General features: G+C 70.9%; 13 protein-coding genes. 3 read left to right on the top strand and 10 right to left on the bottom strand.

From position 1 onward, the window contains the following. Position 1: 1 nt before the first annotated feature. Entirely contained in the window at positions 2-946 is a 945-nt protein-coding gene (locus ABH923_RS08325) for a glycosyltransferase family 2 protein (protein ID WP_370054886.1), read from the top strand. Here ABH923_RS08325 and ABH923_RS08320 read toward each other — a convergent pair. The 6 genes from ABH923_RS08320 to ABH923_RS08295 form a co-directional block, all read right to left on the bottom strand. After that, positions 922-1,977, bottom strand: coding sequence for a glycosyl transferase (locus ABH923_RS08320; RefSeq protein WP_370054885.1), 1,056 nt, complete (start codon positions 1,975-1,977; stop codon positions 922-924). The genes ABH923_RS08325 and ABH923_RS08320 overlap by 25 nt on opposite strands. Next, positions 1,974-3,275 (bottom strand): hypothetical protein, encoded by a 1,302-nt coding sequence (locus ABH923_RS08315; RefSeq protein ID WP_370054884.1) that lies wholly within the window; start codon positions 3,273-3,275, stop codon positions 1,974-1,976. The genes ABH923_RS08320 and ABH923_RS08315 overlap by 4 nt, the downstream gene beginning before the upstream one ends. A gap of 56 nt (positions 3,276-3,331) precedes the next feature. Next, positions 3,332-4,702: an oligosaccharide flippase family protein gene (locus tag ABH923_RS08310; RefSeq protein WP_370054883.1), complete on the bottom strand. Its 1,371-nt coding sequence runs from the start codon at positions 4,700-4,702 to the stop codon at positions 3,332-3,334. After that, positions 4,699-5,784 (bottom strand): glycosyltransferase family 4 protein, encoded by a 1,086-nt coding sequence (locus ABH923_RS08305; RefSeq protein ID WP_370054882.1) that lies wholly within the window; start codon positions 5,782-5,784, stop codon positions 4,699-4,701. The genes ABH923_RS08310 and ABH923_RS08305 overlap by 4 nt, the downstream gene beginning before the upstream one ends. A gap of 2 nt (positions 5,785-5,786) precedes the next feature. Further along, positions 5,787-7,382, bottom strand: coding sequence for a polysaccharide biosynthesis tyrosine autokinase (locus tag ABH923_RS08300; protein WP_370054881.1), 1,596 nt, complete (start codon positions 7,380-7,382; stop codon positions 5,787-5,789). A gap of 62 nt (positions 7,383-7,444) precedes the next feature. Continuing rightward, positions 7,445-8,611: a glycosyltransferase gene (locus ABH923_RS08295; protein ID WP_370054880.1), complete on the bottom strand. Its 1,167-nt coding sequence runs from the start codon at positions 8,609-8,611 to the stop codon at positions 7,445-7,447. Between the two features lie 117 nt (positions 8,612-8,728). Here ABH923_RS08295 and ABH923_RS08290 point away from each other — a divergent pair, with 117 nt between their 5' ends. Next, positions 8,729-9,355, top strand: coding sequence for a hypothetical protein (locus ABH923_RS08290; protein ID WP_370054879.1), 627 nt, complete (start codon positions 8,729-8,731; stop codon positions 9,353-9,355). A gap of 92 nt (positions 9,356-9,447) precedes the next feature. On the opposite strand, the gene ABH923_RS08285 is transcribed toward ABH923_RS08290, so the two are convergent. From ABH923_RS08285 to ABH923_RS08275, 3 genes are all read right to left on the bottom strand, one after another. Next, positions 9,448-11,934, bottom strand: a complete 2,487-nt coding sequence (locus ABH923_RS08285) for a right-handed parallel beta-helix repeat-containing protein (protein WP_370054878.1) — start codon at positions 11,932-11,934, stop codon at positions 9,448-9,450. A 248-nt stretch (positions 11,935-12,182) separates the two neighbouring features. Continuing rightward, positions 12,183-13,388, bottom strand: coding sequence for a DUF1972 domain-containing protein (locus tag ABH923_RS08280; RefSeq protein ID WP_370054877.1), 1,206 nt, complete (start codon positions 13,386-13,388; stop codon positions 12,183-12,185). Continuing rightward, positions 13,388-14,587 (bottom strand): sugar transferase, encoded by a 1,200-nt coding sequence (locus tag ABH923_RS08275; protein ID WP_370054876.1) that lies wholly within the window; start codon positions 14,585-14,587, stop codon positions 13,388-13,390. The genes ABH923_RS08280 and ABH923_RS08275 overlap by 1 nt, the downstream gene beginning before the upstream one ends. 748 nt (positions 14,588-15,335) lie before the next feature. Between ABH923_RS08275 and ABH923_RS08270 the strand changes: the two genes are divergently transcribed. Next, positions 15,336-16,049 (top strand): SOS response-associated peptidase, encoded by a 714-nt coding sequence (locus ABH923_RS08270; RefSeq protein WP_370054875.1) that lies wholly within the window; start codon positions 15,336-15,338, stop codon positions 16,047-16,049. Here ABH923_RS08270 and ABH923_RS08265 read toward each other — a convergent pair. Continuing rightward, on the bottom strand, positions 16,027-17,151 hold the full coding sequence (locus ABH923_RS08265; RefSeq protein WP_370054874.1) for a DUF998 domain-containing protein: 1,125 nt from the start codon (positions 17,149-17,151) through the stop codon (positions 16,027-16,029). The genes ABH923_RS08270 and ABH923_RS08265 overlap by 23 nt on opposite strands. Positions 17,152-17,160: the final 9 nt, after the last annotated feature.

Below are 17,160 nucleotides of genomic sequence, written 5' to 3'. Positions count from 1 at the left end.
GATGACAATCGTGCACCAGATCGTCATCGCTGTGCTCACATTCCGCAGGCCCGCCGACATCCGGGCGGTCCTGCCCGTGCTCGCGCGCGAAGCGGCGACCGTCGCCGGAGCGGAGTTCGACGTGCGCATCCAGGTGGTCGACAACGACGCGTCGGGTAGTGCAGAGGAGGCGGTCGCCGAACTCGCCGGCCGGCTCGGCGTGCACATCGACTACACCGTCGAGCCGACTCCCGGGATCTCGGCGGCACGCAACCGCGCGCTCTCGACCGCGATCGTCGACGACGTGCTGATCTTCATCGACGACGACGAGCGTCCCGAGCCGGGCTGGCTCGCCGCCCTCCTGGACACGTGGCGCGCGACCGGCGCGCAGGCCGTCGTCGGCCCGGTGACGTCGATCTTCGAGGTCGCCCCGGACGCCTGGATCGAGGCGGGCGGCTTCTTCGTCCGCCGGCGGCTGACGACCGGCCAGGAGGTCACGGTCGCCGCGACCAACAACCTTCTGCTCCAGCTCGGCTTCGTGCGGGAGCACGGTCTCCGCTTCGACCTCGACTTCGGGATCACCGGCGGGGACGACACGATGTTCACGCGCGAGCTGGTCGCCGCGGGCGGGCGCATCGTCTGGTGCGCGGAGGCCATGGTCGTGGACGTGGTGCCCGCCGCGCGAATCACGCACCGCTGGGTGATGCTGCGCGCGTTCAGCAGCGGCAACAGCTGGGCGACCACCTCGGCGAAGCTGGCGCGGACGCCGGCCGAGCGACTCCGCGCCGTGGCGTCGTCGAGCGCGTCGGGCGCCGCGCGCGTCGCGCTGGGCTGCCTGCGGGTGGCAGCCGGAGTCGTGCTGAGGTCCTTGCGCCACCGCGCCAGGGGAGCACGGACGATCGCCCGCGGCCTCGGGATGGTGTCCGGCGCCTTCGGGTACGGCTACCAGGAGTACCGGCGCGGCTGAGTCGTCGCCGCCGCGGCGGAGCGGGCGGACGCGGGCTCCAGCGCGCGGCGGTAGGCGGTGACGTGCGCCGCGCCGACCGTGGACCAGTCGCGCGCCGACAGGTCGGGCCGTCCGTCCGGCGGGTCCGCCCGCAGGTCCGCGAGGACCCGGTCGAGCGTCTGCGTCGTCAGGCTGTCGGAGTAGCGGCGCACCCAGCGGTCGCCGACCTCCTGCGCGAGCGCACGGTTGACGTCGTTGTCGGGGACCAGCACGGGCCGGTCGAGCGAGAGGGCCGCGAGGGCTCCTCCCGAGTTGTGCATCTCGCGGTACGGGAGCACGACGAGCTGGGCGGCGCTGGCGATGCCGACGAGCTCCTCGTCGCTGAGGAACGCGAACGTCAGCTCGATGCGGTCGTCACCGCTCGCGAGTTCCGCGATCTCCGCGGCGAGCTCGGGGGTCGACGGCCGGCCGCCGACCTGGAGGCTGGAGTCGGCGGGCAGCCCGGAGAAGGCGCGCACGAGGGCCTGGACGTTCTTGTAGCGCCGGATGAGCCCGAAGTACGCCAGCCGGCCGTCGACCTGCGGACGGCGCGGCACATCGCGGAACCACTCGCGGTAGTGCCCGTGCAGGATGGTCACGGCCTCCGACTCCGTCGGCACCGGGGTGTGCTCGTTGAGCACGATCCGCAACGAGGTGAGCCGGTCCAGCCGGGCGAGCAGGAAACGCTGCCGGCGGCCGAGGCCGTCCGGCAGCTCGAGGTTGTGCACCGTCCGGACCACCGGGGTGCGCAGGAGCGCGATCCGGAGCAGCAGCACGCCCGTGAGGAGCTGCCGCACGAGCGCGCGCAGGGGAGTGCGCCCTTCGAGCAGGATCTCCGGCCAGTGGACGTGGAAGACGTCGTACCGCGTCAGCAGGGCGTTGCGCCAGGAGAACGTCCTCAGCCGGACGCCCGGCTGCCGGCGGATCGCCTCGGCGAGCATGACGATGTACGGGTTGGTGGTGGGCCGCGGGTCCGGGAACGACTGCAGCACGACGAGCGGGCGGCCGGTCACGATGGCGCACTCTTCTCCCCTGGCGCGACGACGCGCGGCAGCAGCGCGATGCCCATCAGGAGGGTGAGCAGGGTGACCGAGGAGTACCACGGTCCGAAGAACAGCGACCAGAGCGTGCGCACCGCCAAGTAGATCAGGAGGGCGCTGGCGGTGCGGCGCGCGATGCTCTGGCCGAGGCCGCGCAGGATGTACCAGAGCAGCGCGACCGCCAGCGCGAGCCCGGCGACGCCGTAGCCGGCCCAGAGGTCCCCGATCATGGAGTGCAACTCGAAGCCGGTGCCGAACATGAAGTTGTCGACGTAGCCGTTGTTGGGCGCGTAGTTGATCGCGGCCATGCCTTGCTTGGCCACCAGGATCTGGGTCGAGTTCGCGTAGACGCCGGAGCCGAAGCCGAACGGGTAGTGCTGCATGAGGGCCGTCGTGGCGGCGAGCTCGGGACGGCCGCCCAGGATGAGCGACCCGGAGGTGTCGATCTGGGTGATCGTCCGCTGCTGGGTCGCCTGGCCGAGTGCGCCGTCCACGATGAGGGACTGGCCGACGTTGTACGCGATGGCTGAGACGACCAGGAGTCCGAGGAGTACGCGCGCTGTGGACGCCCGTTTCGTCACGGCGGTGGGCCGCATCTGCCAGACGACGAGCACGCCGGTGAGCAGCAGGATCGCGAAGCCGCTGCGCGCGTCGCTGACCATCGACAGTCCGGAGAGCGCGACGAGCATCGCGAGCTCCAGCGGCCTGCTGCGCCGGATGGCGGCGAGGCTGAGCGCCACGATCGTGACGGGCACGGCGAACACGAACTTCCACGGGTTGCCGCCGGCCAGGATGCCGTGCGGGTCGATGCCGAGGACGAGCCCGATGCCGAAGAACAGGCCGACCAGCCAGATCGGCATCAGCGTCCTGGCCCAGAGCACCACGCCGATCGTGAGCATGGTGCCCACGAGCACGAACGTGTTCTGGAGCATGAGCCCGTTGCCGGTGTGCGCGGTGCCGTTCGCCAGGTCGGTCAGGATCATCCCGTTCACTGCGGCCGCGAGGCCGAGGACCATCAGCAGGACGCCGCCGTGGAAGCGGCGCAACACCGGCACCCACACCGGGAGGAGCAGGACGGCGACGAGGTAGCCGACAGTCAGTCCCTGCGGGAGCTGGATCCTGGCCCCGATGACGACCAGCGCGAGTGCGGCGACACCCCGTCCGGCGGTGGTGGCAGCCGCGTGCACCCGCGAGGGAGCCGCTGCGCCCGTGCCCGCGCGCGCGTCCGCGGGCGCGGTGAGGCGCTGCGGAGACGGGTTCGCGAAGGCCATCGGGCGAGTCCTTTCGACCTATATTGTGAGATTATCTCATCAAGTGGGACGAGGTCCTAGTCCCCCATCCTGGGCAGGGCGTCGTCGGAGGCCGGCTCCTCCGGCGCGGCGGCGGCCTCGGCGCGCCGCCGCGCGAGGTCGCGTCGCACATACCAGAAGTTCGGGATGACCTGGCAGAGCAGCACCGCGACCGCCGAGCCGATGATGGGCCCGCCCGCGCCGATCGCGAGCGTCAGCCACCAGGAGATGCCGAGGTTGATCGGGACCATGATGACGATCGGGAGCACCTGGAACGTCAGGCCGCGCTGATCGGTCATGTACATCCCGATGGGGTACTTCGCGGCCTGCACAGCGACGAAGGCGATGTAGCCGCCGATCAGCCAGCCATCGAGCGTGAGCTTCCCGCTGGAGACGAACTGGGTCACCCACGGCAGCACCGCCGTCAGGAGGAGCGCTACCAGGAGGCCGCCCGCGGTGAAGACCAGGGTCGGCCGGAACGGGGACTCCACCCGGGCGGCTGTGCGCGCACGCGCGTACACCGGCCAGAACGCGACCCCCGCCGCGGCGATCGTCTGGAGGATCATCCCGTAGAGCTGCGTCGCCAGGTTGTACTGGGCGAGCTCGGTGCCGTGCGTGAGATGGCTGAGCAGGAGGCGGTCGGTCTGCATCGCGATCGGGAGGGCGAGCATCTGCGCCAGCATCGGCCACGCGAGTCCGAAGGCCGCCACGTTGGGCTCGCGCCGGATCCGGGGGACGGCGCGGAACGCCGCTCCGACCTGCGGGTGCAGGGACCGTGCGGCCAGGACCAGGCAGATGACCGACACGAGTCCGCTCGCGATGTACGAGAGCACGGCGAGGAAGCTGTCGGCCGGGACCGCCAGCACGATGAGCAGGGCGATCGAGAGGAACATGAACGGAGCGACCACGAACTGCGTCGCGGTCTGGAGGGTCGTCTTGTCCAGCCCGACCAGGATGCGCTGGCCGACGGTCAGCGGCAGGGTGATCCCGAACACCGCCAGGCAGAGGAAGGCCGCGATGCTCCCGGAGCCCGGCGTCAGCCCGGAGCCCAGGATGACCGGCCACCAGCCCAGCAGGGTGATCACGAGGGCGCCGAGCGCGATGATCGCGCCGGCGACGATGAGGATGCGCAGGGCGGTGGTGATCGAGCGCCGCACCATCGGGTCCGTCCGGGGCGCCGCCGAGCCCGCGATGGCGTTGATGACCACCGCGGCCATGCCGAGGTCGGCGAAGGGGAGCAGCGTGGAGAGCGTCGAGAGCAGGCCGTACTGGGCGTAGGCGTCCGTGCCGAAGTGCGTGATGATCAGGCGGCTCGTGAAAAGCCCGATGAGGCCGGAGGCGCCCATCACGAGCACCTTGGTCAGCGCGGTGGAGGACACCGCGCGCGAGACGCCGAGCCCGCGCGTCATGCGATGGCGCGCTCGAACAGCCACTGGTCGGCCGCCCGCCGGCCGTCCACCAGGGGAAGCGCGTCGAGGACCTCCTGCGGCGTGCGGGGGTCGTCGAGCGCGGCGACCAGGGCGGCCGCGAGAGTCTCCGGGCCGGCGTCCGACGGGACGACGTGGTGGCCTTCCGCCGCCAGCCAGGAACTGAGGCCGCTCTCCTGGGTCGTGACGATGACGCACCCGTTCGCCAGGCCTTCGACGATGGGGAGGCCGACCTGCTCGCGCCAGCGTTCGCGCGGCTGCGACGGCAGGGCGAGCGCTTTGACCGAACGGAGCGCCGCGGGTATCGCCGAGCGCGGCGGGTCGACGACCAGCGAGATCGACGGGTCGTCGTCGGCGGCGTCCTCGGCGAGCGGCTGGAGGGGGCCTTTGCCCAGGAGCACGAGCCGGGCGTCCGGCCGTACGGCACGCACGTGCGGCCACGCCGCCAGCAGTTCCCGGAGACCTTTGCGCTCGTCGAAGGCGCCGAGGAACCCGACGACCGCCTCGCGCTGCCCGGTCCCGCCGCCCTCGGCCGCGGAGGGCAGGGCGGGGATGATCCGGGTCGACTGCCGCCGGCCGGCCGAGAAGGTGTCGTGGTAGAGGTCCCAGGCCGCGTCGGTGCCGAAAGCGAGCCGGTCGATGTTGCGGTGGACGTAGCGGGCCAGACGCATCCGCCCCCACCGTCCGATCCGCCCGCGCGGCCCGGTCGCCCGTGGCGGTTCGAGGTTCTCGATGGCATAGCTCACGATCGAGGTGTGGCTTCCGCGCAGTGCGTCGACGGCGCGCACGGCGGCGACGGAGAGCGCGGTGCGGCGTGCCGCGGACAGCATGAGCGGCTCGTTGACCTCCAGCGTCTGGACGTGCGAGCGGGCAATGATGCGCGCCGCCCTGACGTCGCCCGCCTGGGTCAGGTCGAGGCCGGGCTCGAGGGACGCGTCGTAGTCGTAGCGCCGGTCGCGGTAGATGATGGTCGCCGGCTCGAAGTCGTGCGCCCGCTCGAGATGCGCCGATCTGACGACTTCGTACAGCCGCACATCACGATGTGCGGTCCGGGTCGCGGTCATGGTCATTCACGCCCGGACGAGTACGCGTTCTCCGCTGAGATCGCGGTGTCGTCCGCCGTGGGATCGTCGTCCTGCACGGTGTCGCGTCGTCTGTCCGACGGCTGCTTCGGCTCGCGCGCGGCCGCGCGCGCCTCGGTGGGGCGCGTGGTCTCCACAGCCGGAGGAACCGCGTCCGGCGCGCCCCAGCCCACCGCACGGTCGGTGCGCGCCGAGTTGCTCGCCCGCCGCGCCGCGGCCGTCGACCGGGAGAGGTTCGCGGCAGGGGTGACGTAGGCGTTGTAGGGGCTCCGCGGGGCAGCAGGAACGAAGTTGAGCACGGCGCCGAGCACCGGGGCGTTGACCCGCTCCAGCGACTCCAGGGCGAGCTGGAGGTCGTGCCGCTTCGTCCCGTTGTACCGGACCGTGATCAGGGCGCCGTCCGTCAGGCGGGCCAACGGCAGGGTGTCGGTGACTGTGAGCAGCGGCACGGAGTCGAAGACGACGAAGTCGTACTCGGTCGACATCGTGCGCACGAGGTCGGAGAAGGCGGCGGAGCTCAGGAGCTGGCTCGGGTTGGACGGGATCGTTCCGGCGGCCAGCACGTCGAGGTTCGGGGCGCCCCACTGCTGCACGGCCTCGGACAGCGAGGCGCGTCCGACGAGCACCGACGTGAGCCCGACCGAGCCCTCGATCTGGCAGAGCGCGGCGACGGAGGGCCGGCGGAGGTCGGCGTCGACCAGCAGCACGCGCCCCACGCGCTCCGCCATCGCGAGCGCGAGGTTGATCGAGACGGTGCTCTTGCCGTCGTCGACGGAGGGGGAGGACACGACCACGACCCGGATCGACCGGTCGAGGTCGGCGAACTCCAGATTGGAGACCAGCCCGCGGTAGGCCTCCGCCTCGGCGGACCCGGGTGACGCGAGCACGGCCAGCGGGTCGGTGCGACGCCGGCCGCGCGGGATGCGGCCCAGCACCGGCAGTTCGGCGACGTTCTGGATGTCTTGGCTCGTGCGCACACGCGTGTCGAGCAGCTGACGGGTGACGGCGTAGATCAGCCCGAGTGCGAGGCCGGCGCCGGCGCCGAGGAGGATCGCGAGCGTCCTGTTCGGCGAGATCGGCACCTTCGGCAGAGTCGCCGGTGCGATGACGGACGTCGTGATCGCGGGCTGGTGGGTCGTCGTCACCGGGGCGATCGCGCTGATGGCCCTCGCGAGCGAGCTGGTCACCGCTCCGGCCATCTTCTGAGCCATCGCCGGGTCGGGGTCGTCGGCGGAGATGTTGATGATCACCGTGTTGATCGGGGTGTCCGCGGTGATCTTCGAGGCGAACGCGCCGGTGGTCCCGGTGTAGCCCACGGCGTCCATCGCGGGCCGGAGGACGCTGTCGGTCGTCGCGAGCGCGGCGTACGACTGCACGACGTTCTGGGCGAAGGTCGACCCCTGGAGGAGCTCGGAAGTGTTGTCGCCCTGCCGGGCGGAGATGAACACGCTGGAGGTCGAGCGGTAGACGGGCGTGATCTGCGAGGAGATGGCGAACCCGAGCGCGCCGCCGATCAGCGTCAGCGCGACGATCGTTATCCAGCGCTTGCGGATCGCTGTCAAATACTGATGCAGGTCCACGGCAGGTGGTCCTCTCGGTCGGGTGCATTAACCGTAGGCCTCGCCGCCTTGTTGAGTAAAGCTCAAAAATGACCCCCGTCGTGGGGGTCGGCGCGATCGATCACCGCCAGGATCGCGGCGTCGTAGCGTTCGCGGGAGTGGCGTTCGGCGGCGTCGTCGCGCGCGGACTCCGCGCTGCGCCGGAAGGAGTCCCAGTCGTCTGCGATCCGTTCGACCGCGTCGGCGACGGCCGCGGCGTCGCCGGGGCGGACGAAGACGGCCGACGGATAGCCGGCTGCGGCCTCCCGCAGTCCCGAGGTCTCCGAGACCACGACGGGCCTGCGGGCGAGCACCGCCTCGACGGCCGTGTTGCCGAACGGCTCGTCGAGCCGGGAGGGCACCAGGGCGATGTCCGCTGCGTCGAGCTCGTCCCACACGTTCGGCCGGAAGCCGAGGAAGCGCACCCGCTCCTCCAGCCCGTTGTCGGCGACGTACTGCCGGAGCTGCTCGGCGAACCACTCGTAGCCGTCGAAGACGTCGCCGACGATGTCCAGGACGGCGTCACGCCCGCGGTCGGCGAGAAGCTTCACGGCCTCGACGCAGAGGTCGACGCCCTTGCGCTCCGACAGCCGGCCGACGTAGACGAGCCGGACCGGGTCGGTCAGCGCCTCGCGCGGCGGCGTCGAGGCCGGCGGCCCGTCGACGGCGTTGAGCACCACTGTGGTCCGGGCGCTGAGCGACGGATACGGCTCGGCGAGCACGCCCGCGCTGAAGTCACTGTTCGTGGCGATCGCCTGGGCGAGCAGGAGCGGAGTGGAGAGGGCGCGCTTCATGATCGGGCGTGCCGCCGCCTCCGCCTCGTGGACGTGGCACACCGCCGCACGGCCGCTCAGCCGGGCAGCGACCAGCCAGACCGGGATGGTCAGCGTGCTGACGTAGACCGCGTCGACCCTGTGCCGGCGGATCATCCGGATCGCGCGCACGATCGCCGTGGGCACCGCGACGGCGAGCCGGGCCAGCCCGGACGGGGAGAGCAGCCGCTTGCGGAGCACCGGGAAGCGGACGATCTCCGCGGTGGCCCCACGCCGGCGGGCCTCCGCCAGCAGCGGCCCATCGCCCGGCACCGCCACGACCACGCGCTCGCCGCGGGCGGTGAGCGCGGCCACCGTCTCGAGCATCACCCTGTCGGATCCGTAGAGCTCTGCGCTGGGGTGCGCGACGAGCACCGATCGTCGCCGGGTGGTGGCCATCTCGTCTCCTGCGATCGCTGACGGGACACGCGGAATCCGATGACTCTATCGTCATGCGTGCGTCGGGGGAATTCTGGTTCTACAATACTGAGCAATCTTCAAACTGAAGGAGTACCCGTGCCTGTCATCGTCGTGGTGTGCACAGCGAACGTGTGTCGATCCCCGCTGGCCGCGGCGATTCTCGACGCGGGGTTGCGTTCGTCCTATCCGGGGACGCTCACGGTGCTGAGCGCGGGCACGGCGGTACACGACGAGCAGGAGCTCTGCACGTCCACCGTCCGTCAGCTCGCGGTCCGGCGGATCCCGTCCTACGTGGCCGAGCGGTCGCGCGCAGGACGGCTCGACGCCGGGCTGGTGGAGACGGCGGACCTCATCCTCACCGCCGACACGGCGCAGCGCGCGGTCGTCGCCCAGCTCTCCAGCGCGGCACGCTCGCGCACCTTCACGCTGCGGGAGGCGACCTACCTGCTGGAGGGCGCCGCGCGGCTGCGGGCGACCGAGCCGGATCCTCTCGACTTCTCCCAGTCCGTCGAACGGCTCAACACCCTCCGCGCGACCATCGTCACGCCCGGCAGCGGCCGGGGCAGAGGGTTCGGCGGTGCCGGACGGCACGGCCACCCCCTCGACATCGTCGACGGCCACCACAAGGGGCCGAAGTCGCACGCCGACGTCGTCCACGCCGTCACGCTTGCGGCCGAGGAACTCTCCCGGCTGCTGCGGGAGGACGCGCCCGTCCCCGTGTGAGCGGCGGTCGCCATACGACGAAGCCCCGCCTCCCTGAGGAGGCGGGGCTTCGCGCGAGGCGGGGCTACGCGGTCAGGCGTCGCCCCGAAGGCTCACCAGGAGCCGAGGTGCACGGTGCCGGTCGGCTGGCCGACCACGCTCGCGATGGAGGACGGGAGCGGCCGGGCCGTCGAGGTCGGCTGCGCCGTCATCGGGCTCGCGCCGGTGACTGACTGAGACGCGGAGTCCTGACCGGTCGCGGCGGCGAACGCTGCGGCGGTCGCGTAGCCCTTCATCGAGGTCGGCGTCAGCTGCCAGTCGATGTCGACGGAGGGCGAGCCCGCCGTCGTCCGGTGGTACAGGTTGCCGTTGACCGTCAGGTTCATCGATCCGGCGGACAGGACGTGGGCCTGGTCCTCCACGGTGAACTGGGCGATGCCCTTCGCGTCCGCCAGCACGTTGTTCGAGATGCTGATGTTGCCGAGCACCCAGGTGAACGTCGGGTCCGGCTGCGGCCGCTTCGGGTCGTGGCCGGGCACCGAGAGGTTGGTCTCGCGGCGCGCGTCCTGCATGAGCGCGATGTTCCGGTTGTTGCGCTGAGCGGTGTTGTTCCAGATCGCGCTGTCCGAGGTGTCGAACAACCGGATCCCGTTGCCGGTGTTGTCGTTGGCGACGTTGTTCGCCACCGTGACGTGCGCCGAGAGCTCCGCCTCCATGCCGTCGCCTCCGTTGGAGACGAAGTCGTTGCCGGCGATGGTCGCGTCGTACACCGACTCGTCCAGCCACAGTCCGGTCGTCGCGTTGCGCAGGAAGGCGCTGTTCGTGACCGAGACGGTGCGGGTGCGCGTGATCTTGAGGCCGCCGGAGACGGGCTCCTGCTTGAAGTGCTCGCTGTTGTTGTCCGCCACGAGCAGTCCGCTGGCCTGGAGGCCGTAGGCGCCGTTCGCACCGGCGCCGAGCATCCCGTTGCGGGCGATCGTCAGGTTGCGCAGGGTGTTGTTCGTGCCCCAGGTGTAGAGGCCGATGGTCGCGTTGTCCACGATCGTCAGGTTCTCCAGCGTGATGCCGTCGACCTGGGCAGTGACGGCGCCCATCTGCTTCGCCGAGACGGCGTAGCGCTCGAAGCCGATTCCGCGCACGGTCGTGCCCGCGCCCTGGATGGTCATCGCCTGCTGGAGGGTGCTGACCCGCACCGAGTGCCCGTTGGGGTTGGTGCCGAGGACGAGCTGCTTCGCGGTCTTGTCGGCGTAGAACGTGCCGGCGACCACGGCGCTGCGCGAGGAGACCTGGCGCTGCGAGACGCCGTCGACGAACACCTGGTCGGGCGTCGCCGCCATCGGGTACGACGGCGAGAGGTACCGCGACGCGTCGCTCAGACCGCCGCTGAACGACGGGCTGGTGTCGAAGGCGTAGTTGTAGCCGCCGGAGACCCAGCTGGACCCGGACGCGCTCCAGCCGCCCCAGCTCTGGCTGCCGTCGAACCAGACGGCCTCACCGGGGTAGTTCTGGATGGTGAGCTTCTTGCCGGAGGGCACGGCCACGGTCTCGTGGTAGGTGCCGCCGCGCAGGACGACGGTCGCACCGTTCGGTGCGGCGTTCACCGCGGCCTGGGCCGTGGCGAACGGGCTGGACTGGCTGCCGTTGCCGCCGGCGCCGGCGGTCGCCGAGGCGAAGACCGCGCCGGAGGGGATGGCGTAGTTGGTCGAGCCGATGGCGGCCGAGCCCACCGCGTGGCGGGCGCCGGTCGTCGAGACGCCGTTCGACGCGCCGGACGGAGCCGACGGCGTCGACGGAGCCGAGGGGGCGGCCGGAGTGGTCGGGGTGACGGTCGGCGTTGCCGACGGGGTCGGGGTGGCGGTGGGCGTCGTGGCCGGCGTGCTCGGAGTGGGGGTGCTCGTCGCCGGGGCGGACGGAGCGCCCGAGGTCGCGGTCAGGTCGTCCACGACGACCTTGGCTGGCGTCGAGCTCTTGGACAGGTACGACCAGATGCCGACGGAACCGCTGCTCAGGCGCTTGGCGCTGGAGTCGGTGCCGGTGGCCTGCCAGGCGCCGGGAGTGGCTCCGTCGGGCGTGACGCGGGCCTTGAGCGACACCGGCGACGAACCGGTGGCGGCGAAGTCGAGCGTGTACGCGGTGCCGGCGGTCACGTTCGAAGCGACCTGGCGCTCTGCGACGATGTGCGTGTCGGCCGAGCCGTCGATCCGGCGGATCTGCAGCGTGATCGTCTTCGATGCGGTGAAGCGGATCATCGCCTCATATCGGCTGGAGCCCGACACGCGCTCCTGGAGGGCGGCGGAGATGCCGGAGCCCTTCGTGGGCAGCACCGGGACGGTGAATTTGACCGAGGACGTCACGTCGGAGGCCGAGACCGAGCGCAGAACCGAGCTGGCGCTGGTGCCGGGCCTGGCGAACGTGAAGACGCCTTTGCCGGCCGAGACTGAGCTCGCGGACGCGTTCGTCAGCGAGTACGCGCCGCCGGCGTTGGCGGTGCCCCAGCCCGAGCCGACGGTCCGGGTGAACGAGTCGGAGACGAGGGGGGCGGGCGCGGCGACGGCGGCAGCGACGCCCATCCCGGCGGGGAGAGCGATCGCGGCCGCCACGGCAGCGGCGATCGCCGCCGTCCTGGCGCGGGGCTTCGTGTTCTTGTTTTCGGATGTGTGGCTGGTGGCAGCGTGCCGACCGTGGGGGAATTCGCGGTTGTTGCGCGTCATAAGCGGGGTGTGTTTCCCGCCGCCTCGGGTAGGGATGGCAGCCGGACATGGCAAAAGGGGGGTTTCCGAAGGCGGCGTGCTGATATGGGAGTATTCACTACCAGCACGCCGATGTCGAACCGCCGCGATGCCGTCACTCAGGCTGAGGTCGTCTCCGAGAACACCTCCGCCACCACTGGGGAAGAGCGCTTTCTCGACCGGGCTCCCGCGGAACTGTGCCCCTCTTGGAGGTGCACTGCCAGGTCTGTATACCCCCTCGCCACGAGGTCCCAATCGTAGCGTTCGAGGGCTCTTTCTTGAAGCCTACTCCCAGCAGACTTTGTGGATCCGGGGTCGATCTCCGCAGCCTCGACGCATTCGCGCACGTCGTCGGGGTCGCCGAAGTATCGGGCGTCCGGACCGGCGACCTCGCGGTTGAAGTCGACGTCGTAGGCGGTGACCGCGGTGGCGGCTCCCATCGCGCGCAGGAGGGACGGATTCGTTCCGCCGACCGAGTGCCCGTGCAGGTAGGTCAGCGCGTTGGCGTAGAGCTGGTCCAGGAGCTCCTGGTCCCACACCCCGCCCAGCATGCGGATGCGCTCGTCGCCCTCGGCGAGCTCCGCGATCCTCCGCGAGTACTCGGCCGCGTACGGCGCGGAGCCGACGACCACGAGCGGCAGCCGGGCCGAGCTGCGGCGATAGCCGTCGACGATGACGTCGACGTGGTTCTCCGGCTCGAACCGGGCGACGACGAGGTGATACGCGCCGGGTTCCAGCCCCAAGCCCAGGAGTCGCTGGTCCGGGGCCGCGTCGATCGCCTTCGCGCCGTACGTCAGCAGTGTCGTGTCCACGCCGAACTCGCGCTCGTAGTAGTCGGCGATCCCCTGGGCATCGGCGATGAGTGCGTCGGCCCAGCGCACGGCCAGAGACTCGGCCACGCGGTAGTACTTGCGGCCGACCCGCCCCCACTTGCCGCGCTTCCACTCGAGCCCGTCGACGTGGACGGCGACCGGGATCCTGGCGATCCGGAGCACCGGGAGGAATGGCGAGTTGGCGGCGTTGAAGACGAACGCGGCGTCGTACCGGCGGCGGAGCACGGCGTGCAGCACGGACAGCCCGGTGTGGCTGAGCGTCTCCAGCGTCTTCGACCGCAGAGCCGGGAGGTGGACCAGCCGCATCCCCTCATACGCGGACGGACGCTCCGCGCCCTTCTTCGTCCTGCAGTACACGGTGATCTCGGCGCCGTCGGCGGCCATCCGCCTGCCGATCTCCTCGACCGCCGTCTCGAAGCCGCCATAGGCCGCGGGAACCCCGCGGGTGCCGATCATCGCCACCCGGAGCGGGCGGCCGTCTGCCGCGCGCATCAGTACGCCCCGACGGGATGCGTCAGCACCTTCACGGTGCGCCACATGATGACGAGGTCGCCGGTGAGCGACCAGTTCTCCACGTAGTAGAGGTCTAGGCGGACGCTCTCCTGCCAGGAGAGGTCCGATCGTCCGTTGACCTGCCACATCCCGGTCAGTCCAGGCTTGATGTAGAGGCGTCTGTGCACGTGGTTCTCGTAGCCGGCGACCTCCGCGGGGAGGGGCGGCCGGGGCCCGACGAGGCTCATGTCGCCGAGGAAGACGTTGAGGATCTGCGGGAGCTCGTCCAGCGAGTACTTGCGCAGCGTCCGGCCGACGCGGGTCACCCGCGGGTCGTCGTGCAGCTTGAAGAGGAGGCCATTGCCCTCGTTCTTCGCCTGGAGCTCGGCGAGCCTGGCCTCCGCGTCGACGCACATCGACCGGAACTTGAGCATCCGGAACTTCTCGCCCCCGCGGCCGACGCGCTCCTGCGAGAAGATGACCGGGCCGCCGTCGTCCAGCTTGATCGCGATCGCGACGGCGAGGAAGAGCGGGGAGAGCAGGATCAGCGCGAGCCCGGACGCGAAGAAGTCGAAGGCGCGCTTGAGCACGTGCTTGCCGCCCTCGAACTGCGGGATCTCGACCTGGATGAGCGGGAGCCCCTCGACCGGCCGGAAGTGGATGCGCGGGCCCGCGATGTCGGTCAGCGGCGCCGCGAGCACCAGCTCGGTCGCCGTCCCCTCCAGCTTCCACGCCAGGCGGCGGACGAAGTCCCCGCCGCTGAGCGCCCGGCCGGCGACGATCACGGTGTCGACGCCGAGCCGGGCGGCCGCCTCTGCGACCCCCGACAGGTCCGAGACGACGGGCACCTCCCGCTCCGGGGAGGCGATGCGGCGGCTCAGCTCCGCATCCTTCTTGGCGCCTTTCCGCTTACCGGTGTCGAGAGCGGCGCCTACGACGTTGTATGCCGCTCCCGAGTTCGCGTGGATCTGGCGCACGACCGTGTCGACGTCGTCGAAGCGGCCCACCACCAGCGCGCAGGAGAGGTAGTGGTCGAACGTGCGCTGCCGGATCAGCCAGTGTCGCCACAGCCAGCGCGAGAACAGCACGCCGCCCATCCCGAGCGGGAGGGCGAGGACGAAGTAGCCGCGGGCGATGTCGACCTTGCCCACGAGGAAGAAGATGGCGAGCAGCCCGAAGGTGATGGCCGTGGCCGCCACGACGCGACGGTACTCGGTGACGCCGACGCCCACGACGCGCGGGTCCCGGGTGTGTGGTAGGCCGTGAGGGCGAACAGCCAGGTGGCCGCGATGAGCAGCGAGACGGTGAGGTAGTCGACGCGGAAGCCGTCCCCCGTGGTGGTCGGGGTGTCCTCGAAGCCGAAGCGCACGAAGATCGCGCCGATCGTGCTCAGGAGGATGAGGGCGGTGTCGGTCGCGAGCAGGCGGTAGCGGTAGTGCTTGGCCCAGCTCCGCTCGGAGCTGAGCGGGCGGGCGTTGGCGTGCGCGTGGGTGAGCGTGCCGAGGCGGGGGCGGAGGACGGTCACTGGGCCGCCTCCGTCTCCGCGGGGTGCGCCACGAGGGCGCGCGTGGAAGAGCCGACGGCGGCTTGGGGGAAACCGTGGTCTCGAACGGATTCACCGCCGCCGGCTCCGTTCCGCAAGGGACGACCTGTGCTCCACATGCTCCGCGCGCCCCTGCTGGGGTCGAGAGCGTGAGGCGCTCGGTGCGATCGTGTCGGGTTCACGGGTCGTCCCTGGGTTCGGATGGTGCTTTTTCGGGTTGAGATGAACAGGTGGAGACCATTCGCGCCGGGTCCGGGTCGTTCTCCCGCCGTAAAGTGATTGTTTCTCACCTATTCACAAAGGTGAGAATACATCGTTTTTATGGAGGGCGGGCACCCGCGTTCGGGGGGCGTGGGCGATCCGCGCACCCCCCTGCTGTCGGAGGTCGCGCCTAAGCTGGCAGCATGTGCGGGCGCTTCGCGTTGGACAAAGAGACCGACGACATGATCCAGGACTTCGTCGCGGAGGGCGGGGACTTCCGCGACTGGCGCCCGAGCTGGAACATCGCGCCGACCGACCCCATCCCGGTGTTCCTGGAGAGCAAGCGGGGCGAGGAGCCGAGCGTCCGCCGCCTGGAGCTCGCCCGCTGGTCGCTCGTGCCGTCCTGGTCGAAGGAACTCAAGACCAAGGTGCCGACTTTCAACGCCCGCGCCGAGACCGCGGCGGAGAAGCCGATGTTCAAGGCGTCCGTGGCCTCCCGCCGCGCGATCATCCCGGCCCGCGGCTACTACGAGTGGCAGACCGACCCGGCCACCAAGAAGAAGACGCCGTACTTCATCCACTCGGCCGACGGCGACCTCCTGGGCTTCGCCGGGCTGTATGCGTGGTGGGCCGACCCGGCGATGTCCCGCGACGACCCCGAGCGCTGGCACCTCACGGCGACCATCCTCACCTCGGACGCCGTGCAGACGCTGTCGGACATCCACGACCGCAACCCGGTGCCGCTGCCGCGCGAGCTCTGGGACCACTGGATCGACCCCACGGTGGTCGGCGACCAGGCGCTGGTCGACGAGGCCGTGCGCGCGGCGCTGCCCGTGGCGGACGCGCTGGTCTTCGACCGGGTCGGGCCGGTGGTGGGGGACGGGCCGGAGCTGATCAGGCCGGTCGAGGGGGAGTGACGGCGGAAGCGTCCCCCCGCACGTCCGTTCTCGCCGCCACGCTCACCCGCAGGAACACGATGATCCAGCTGAAGATCAGCACGGCAGCCACCAGCTCCACCGCGGTCAGGTTGTAGTACCCCACGGCGAAGAACAGCGTCACCAGCACGATCACGCCGATGAACACCCAGCCGAGCACGTAGAAGGTGCGGGGGAGGTGCGGCATCGCCCAGCGGATGCCGACCGCGAGCACGCAGAACACGACGGCCATTCCGGTCGCCGCCGTGTTGTGCAGCAGGAAGAAGTGGTTGACCGGGAAGAGCCCGACGCAGGCGAGCATCGCGCCGACGACCACCAGCGCGGCGCGGACCTGCAGCTCGCCGCGCGACGGGCGCCGGTCGTGCCCGCTGTCGGTGGCGTAGCGGGCGATGGCCGTGACGAGGACGCCGCCCACGATCACCGTGATGTTGAAGGTCGCCGACGACCAGTCGTCCGTGATGCCCAGCACGCTGAGGTTCTGTCGCCACCAGTGCGGGTTGGAGGCCGTCAGCATGCTGGTCAGCGCCCCGACGACGAGGAACACCGCCAGCACCGCCGACAGCAGCAGGGGATTCATGTTCGCCGCCGCGAGGAACACGTAGTAGCCGGTGACCGCGGCCGCCGTGCCGACCAGCAGGGTCGCCGGGATGGCGAAGACCTGGGCGTCCTGGAAGCTGCGGGCGAGCACGTCGCTCAGCACGGTCCAGAGCAGCAGCACCACGACGGCGTGCGCGACCGCGATGGCGAGCGAGTCGAACACCTCGATCGCGGCGCCGATCCGGGAGCGGTGCTCCTTGGGGCGGCTGTACCAGGGGATGCTCCAGGTCGCGACCCGTCCGCCGCCGTAGACCACCAGGGTCACGGCGCAGCAGGCGATCGCCGCGAACTGGCCGACCGAGCCCGCGCCCGAGATGGAGAGGTTGTGTCCGGCGAAGACGAAGAAGGCGATCAGGCAGACGGCCACGAACGCGAGGCCACCCGCGCCCATCGCCAGCGACTCCACGGAGGCTGCGTGCAGCCTGCGGGAGAGGCGATCGGCCGCGCCGGGCTCGCCGACGCCGTGTTCCGAGACGGCTTCCCTCATGGTCTGAGT

The sequence above is a fragment of the Leifsonia sp. EB41 genome, from assembly GCF_041262565.1.
In the GTDB taxonomy this organism is placed as follows: domain Bacteria; phylum Actinomycetota; class Actinomycetes; order Actinomycetales; family Microbacteriaceae; genus Leifsonia.
Note: the sequence above shows the minus strand (reverse complement) of the source record. Positions and strands in the feature narration are given on the sequence as shown.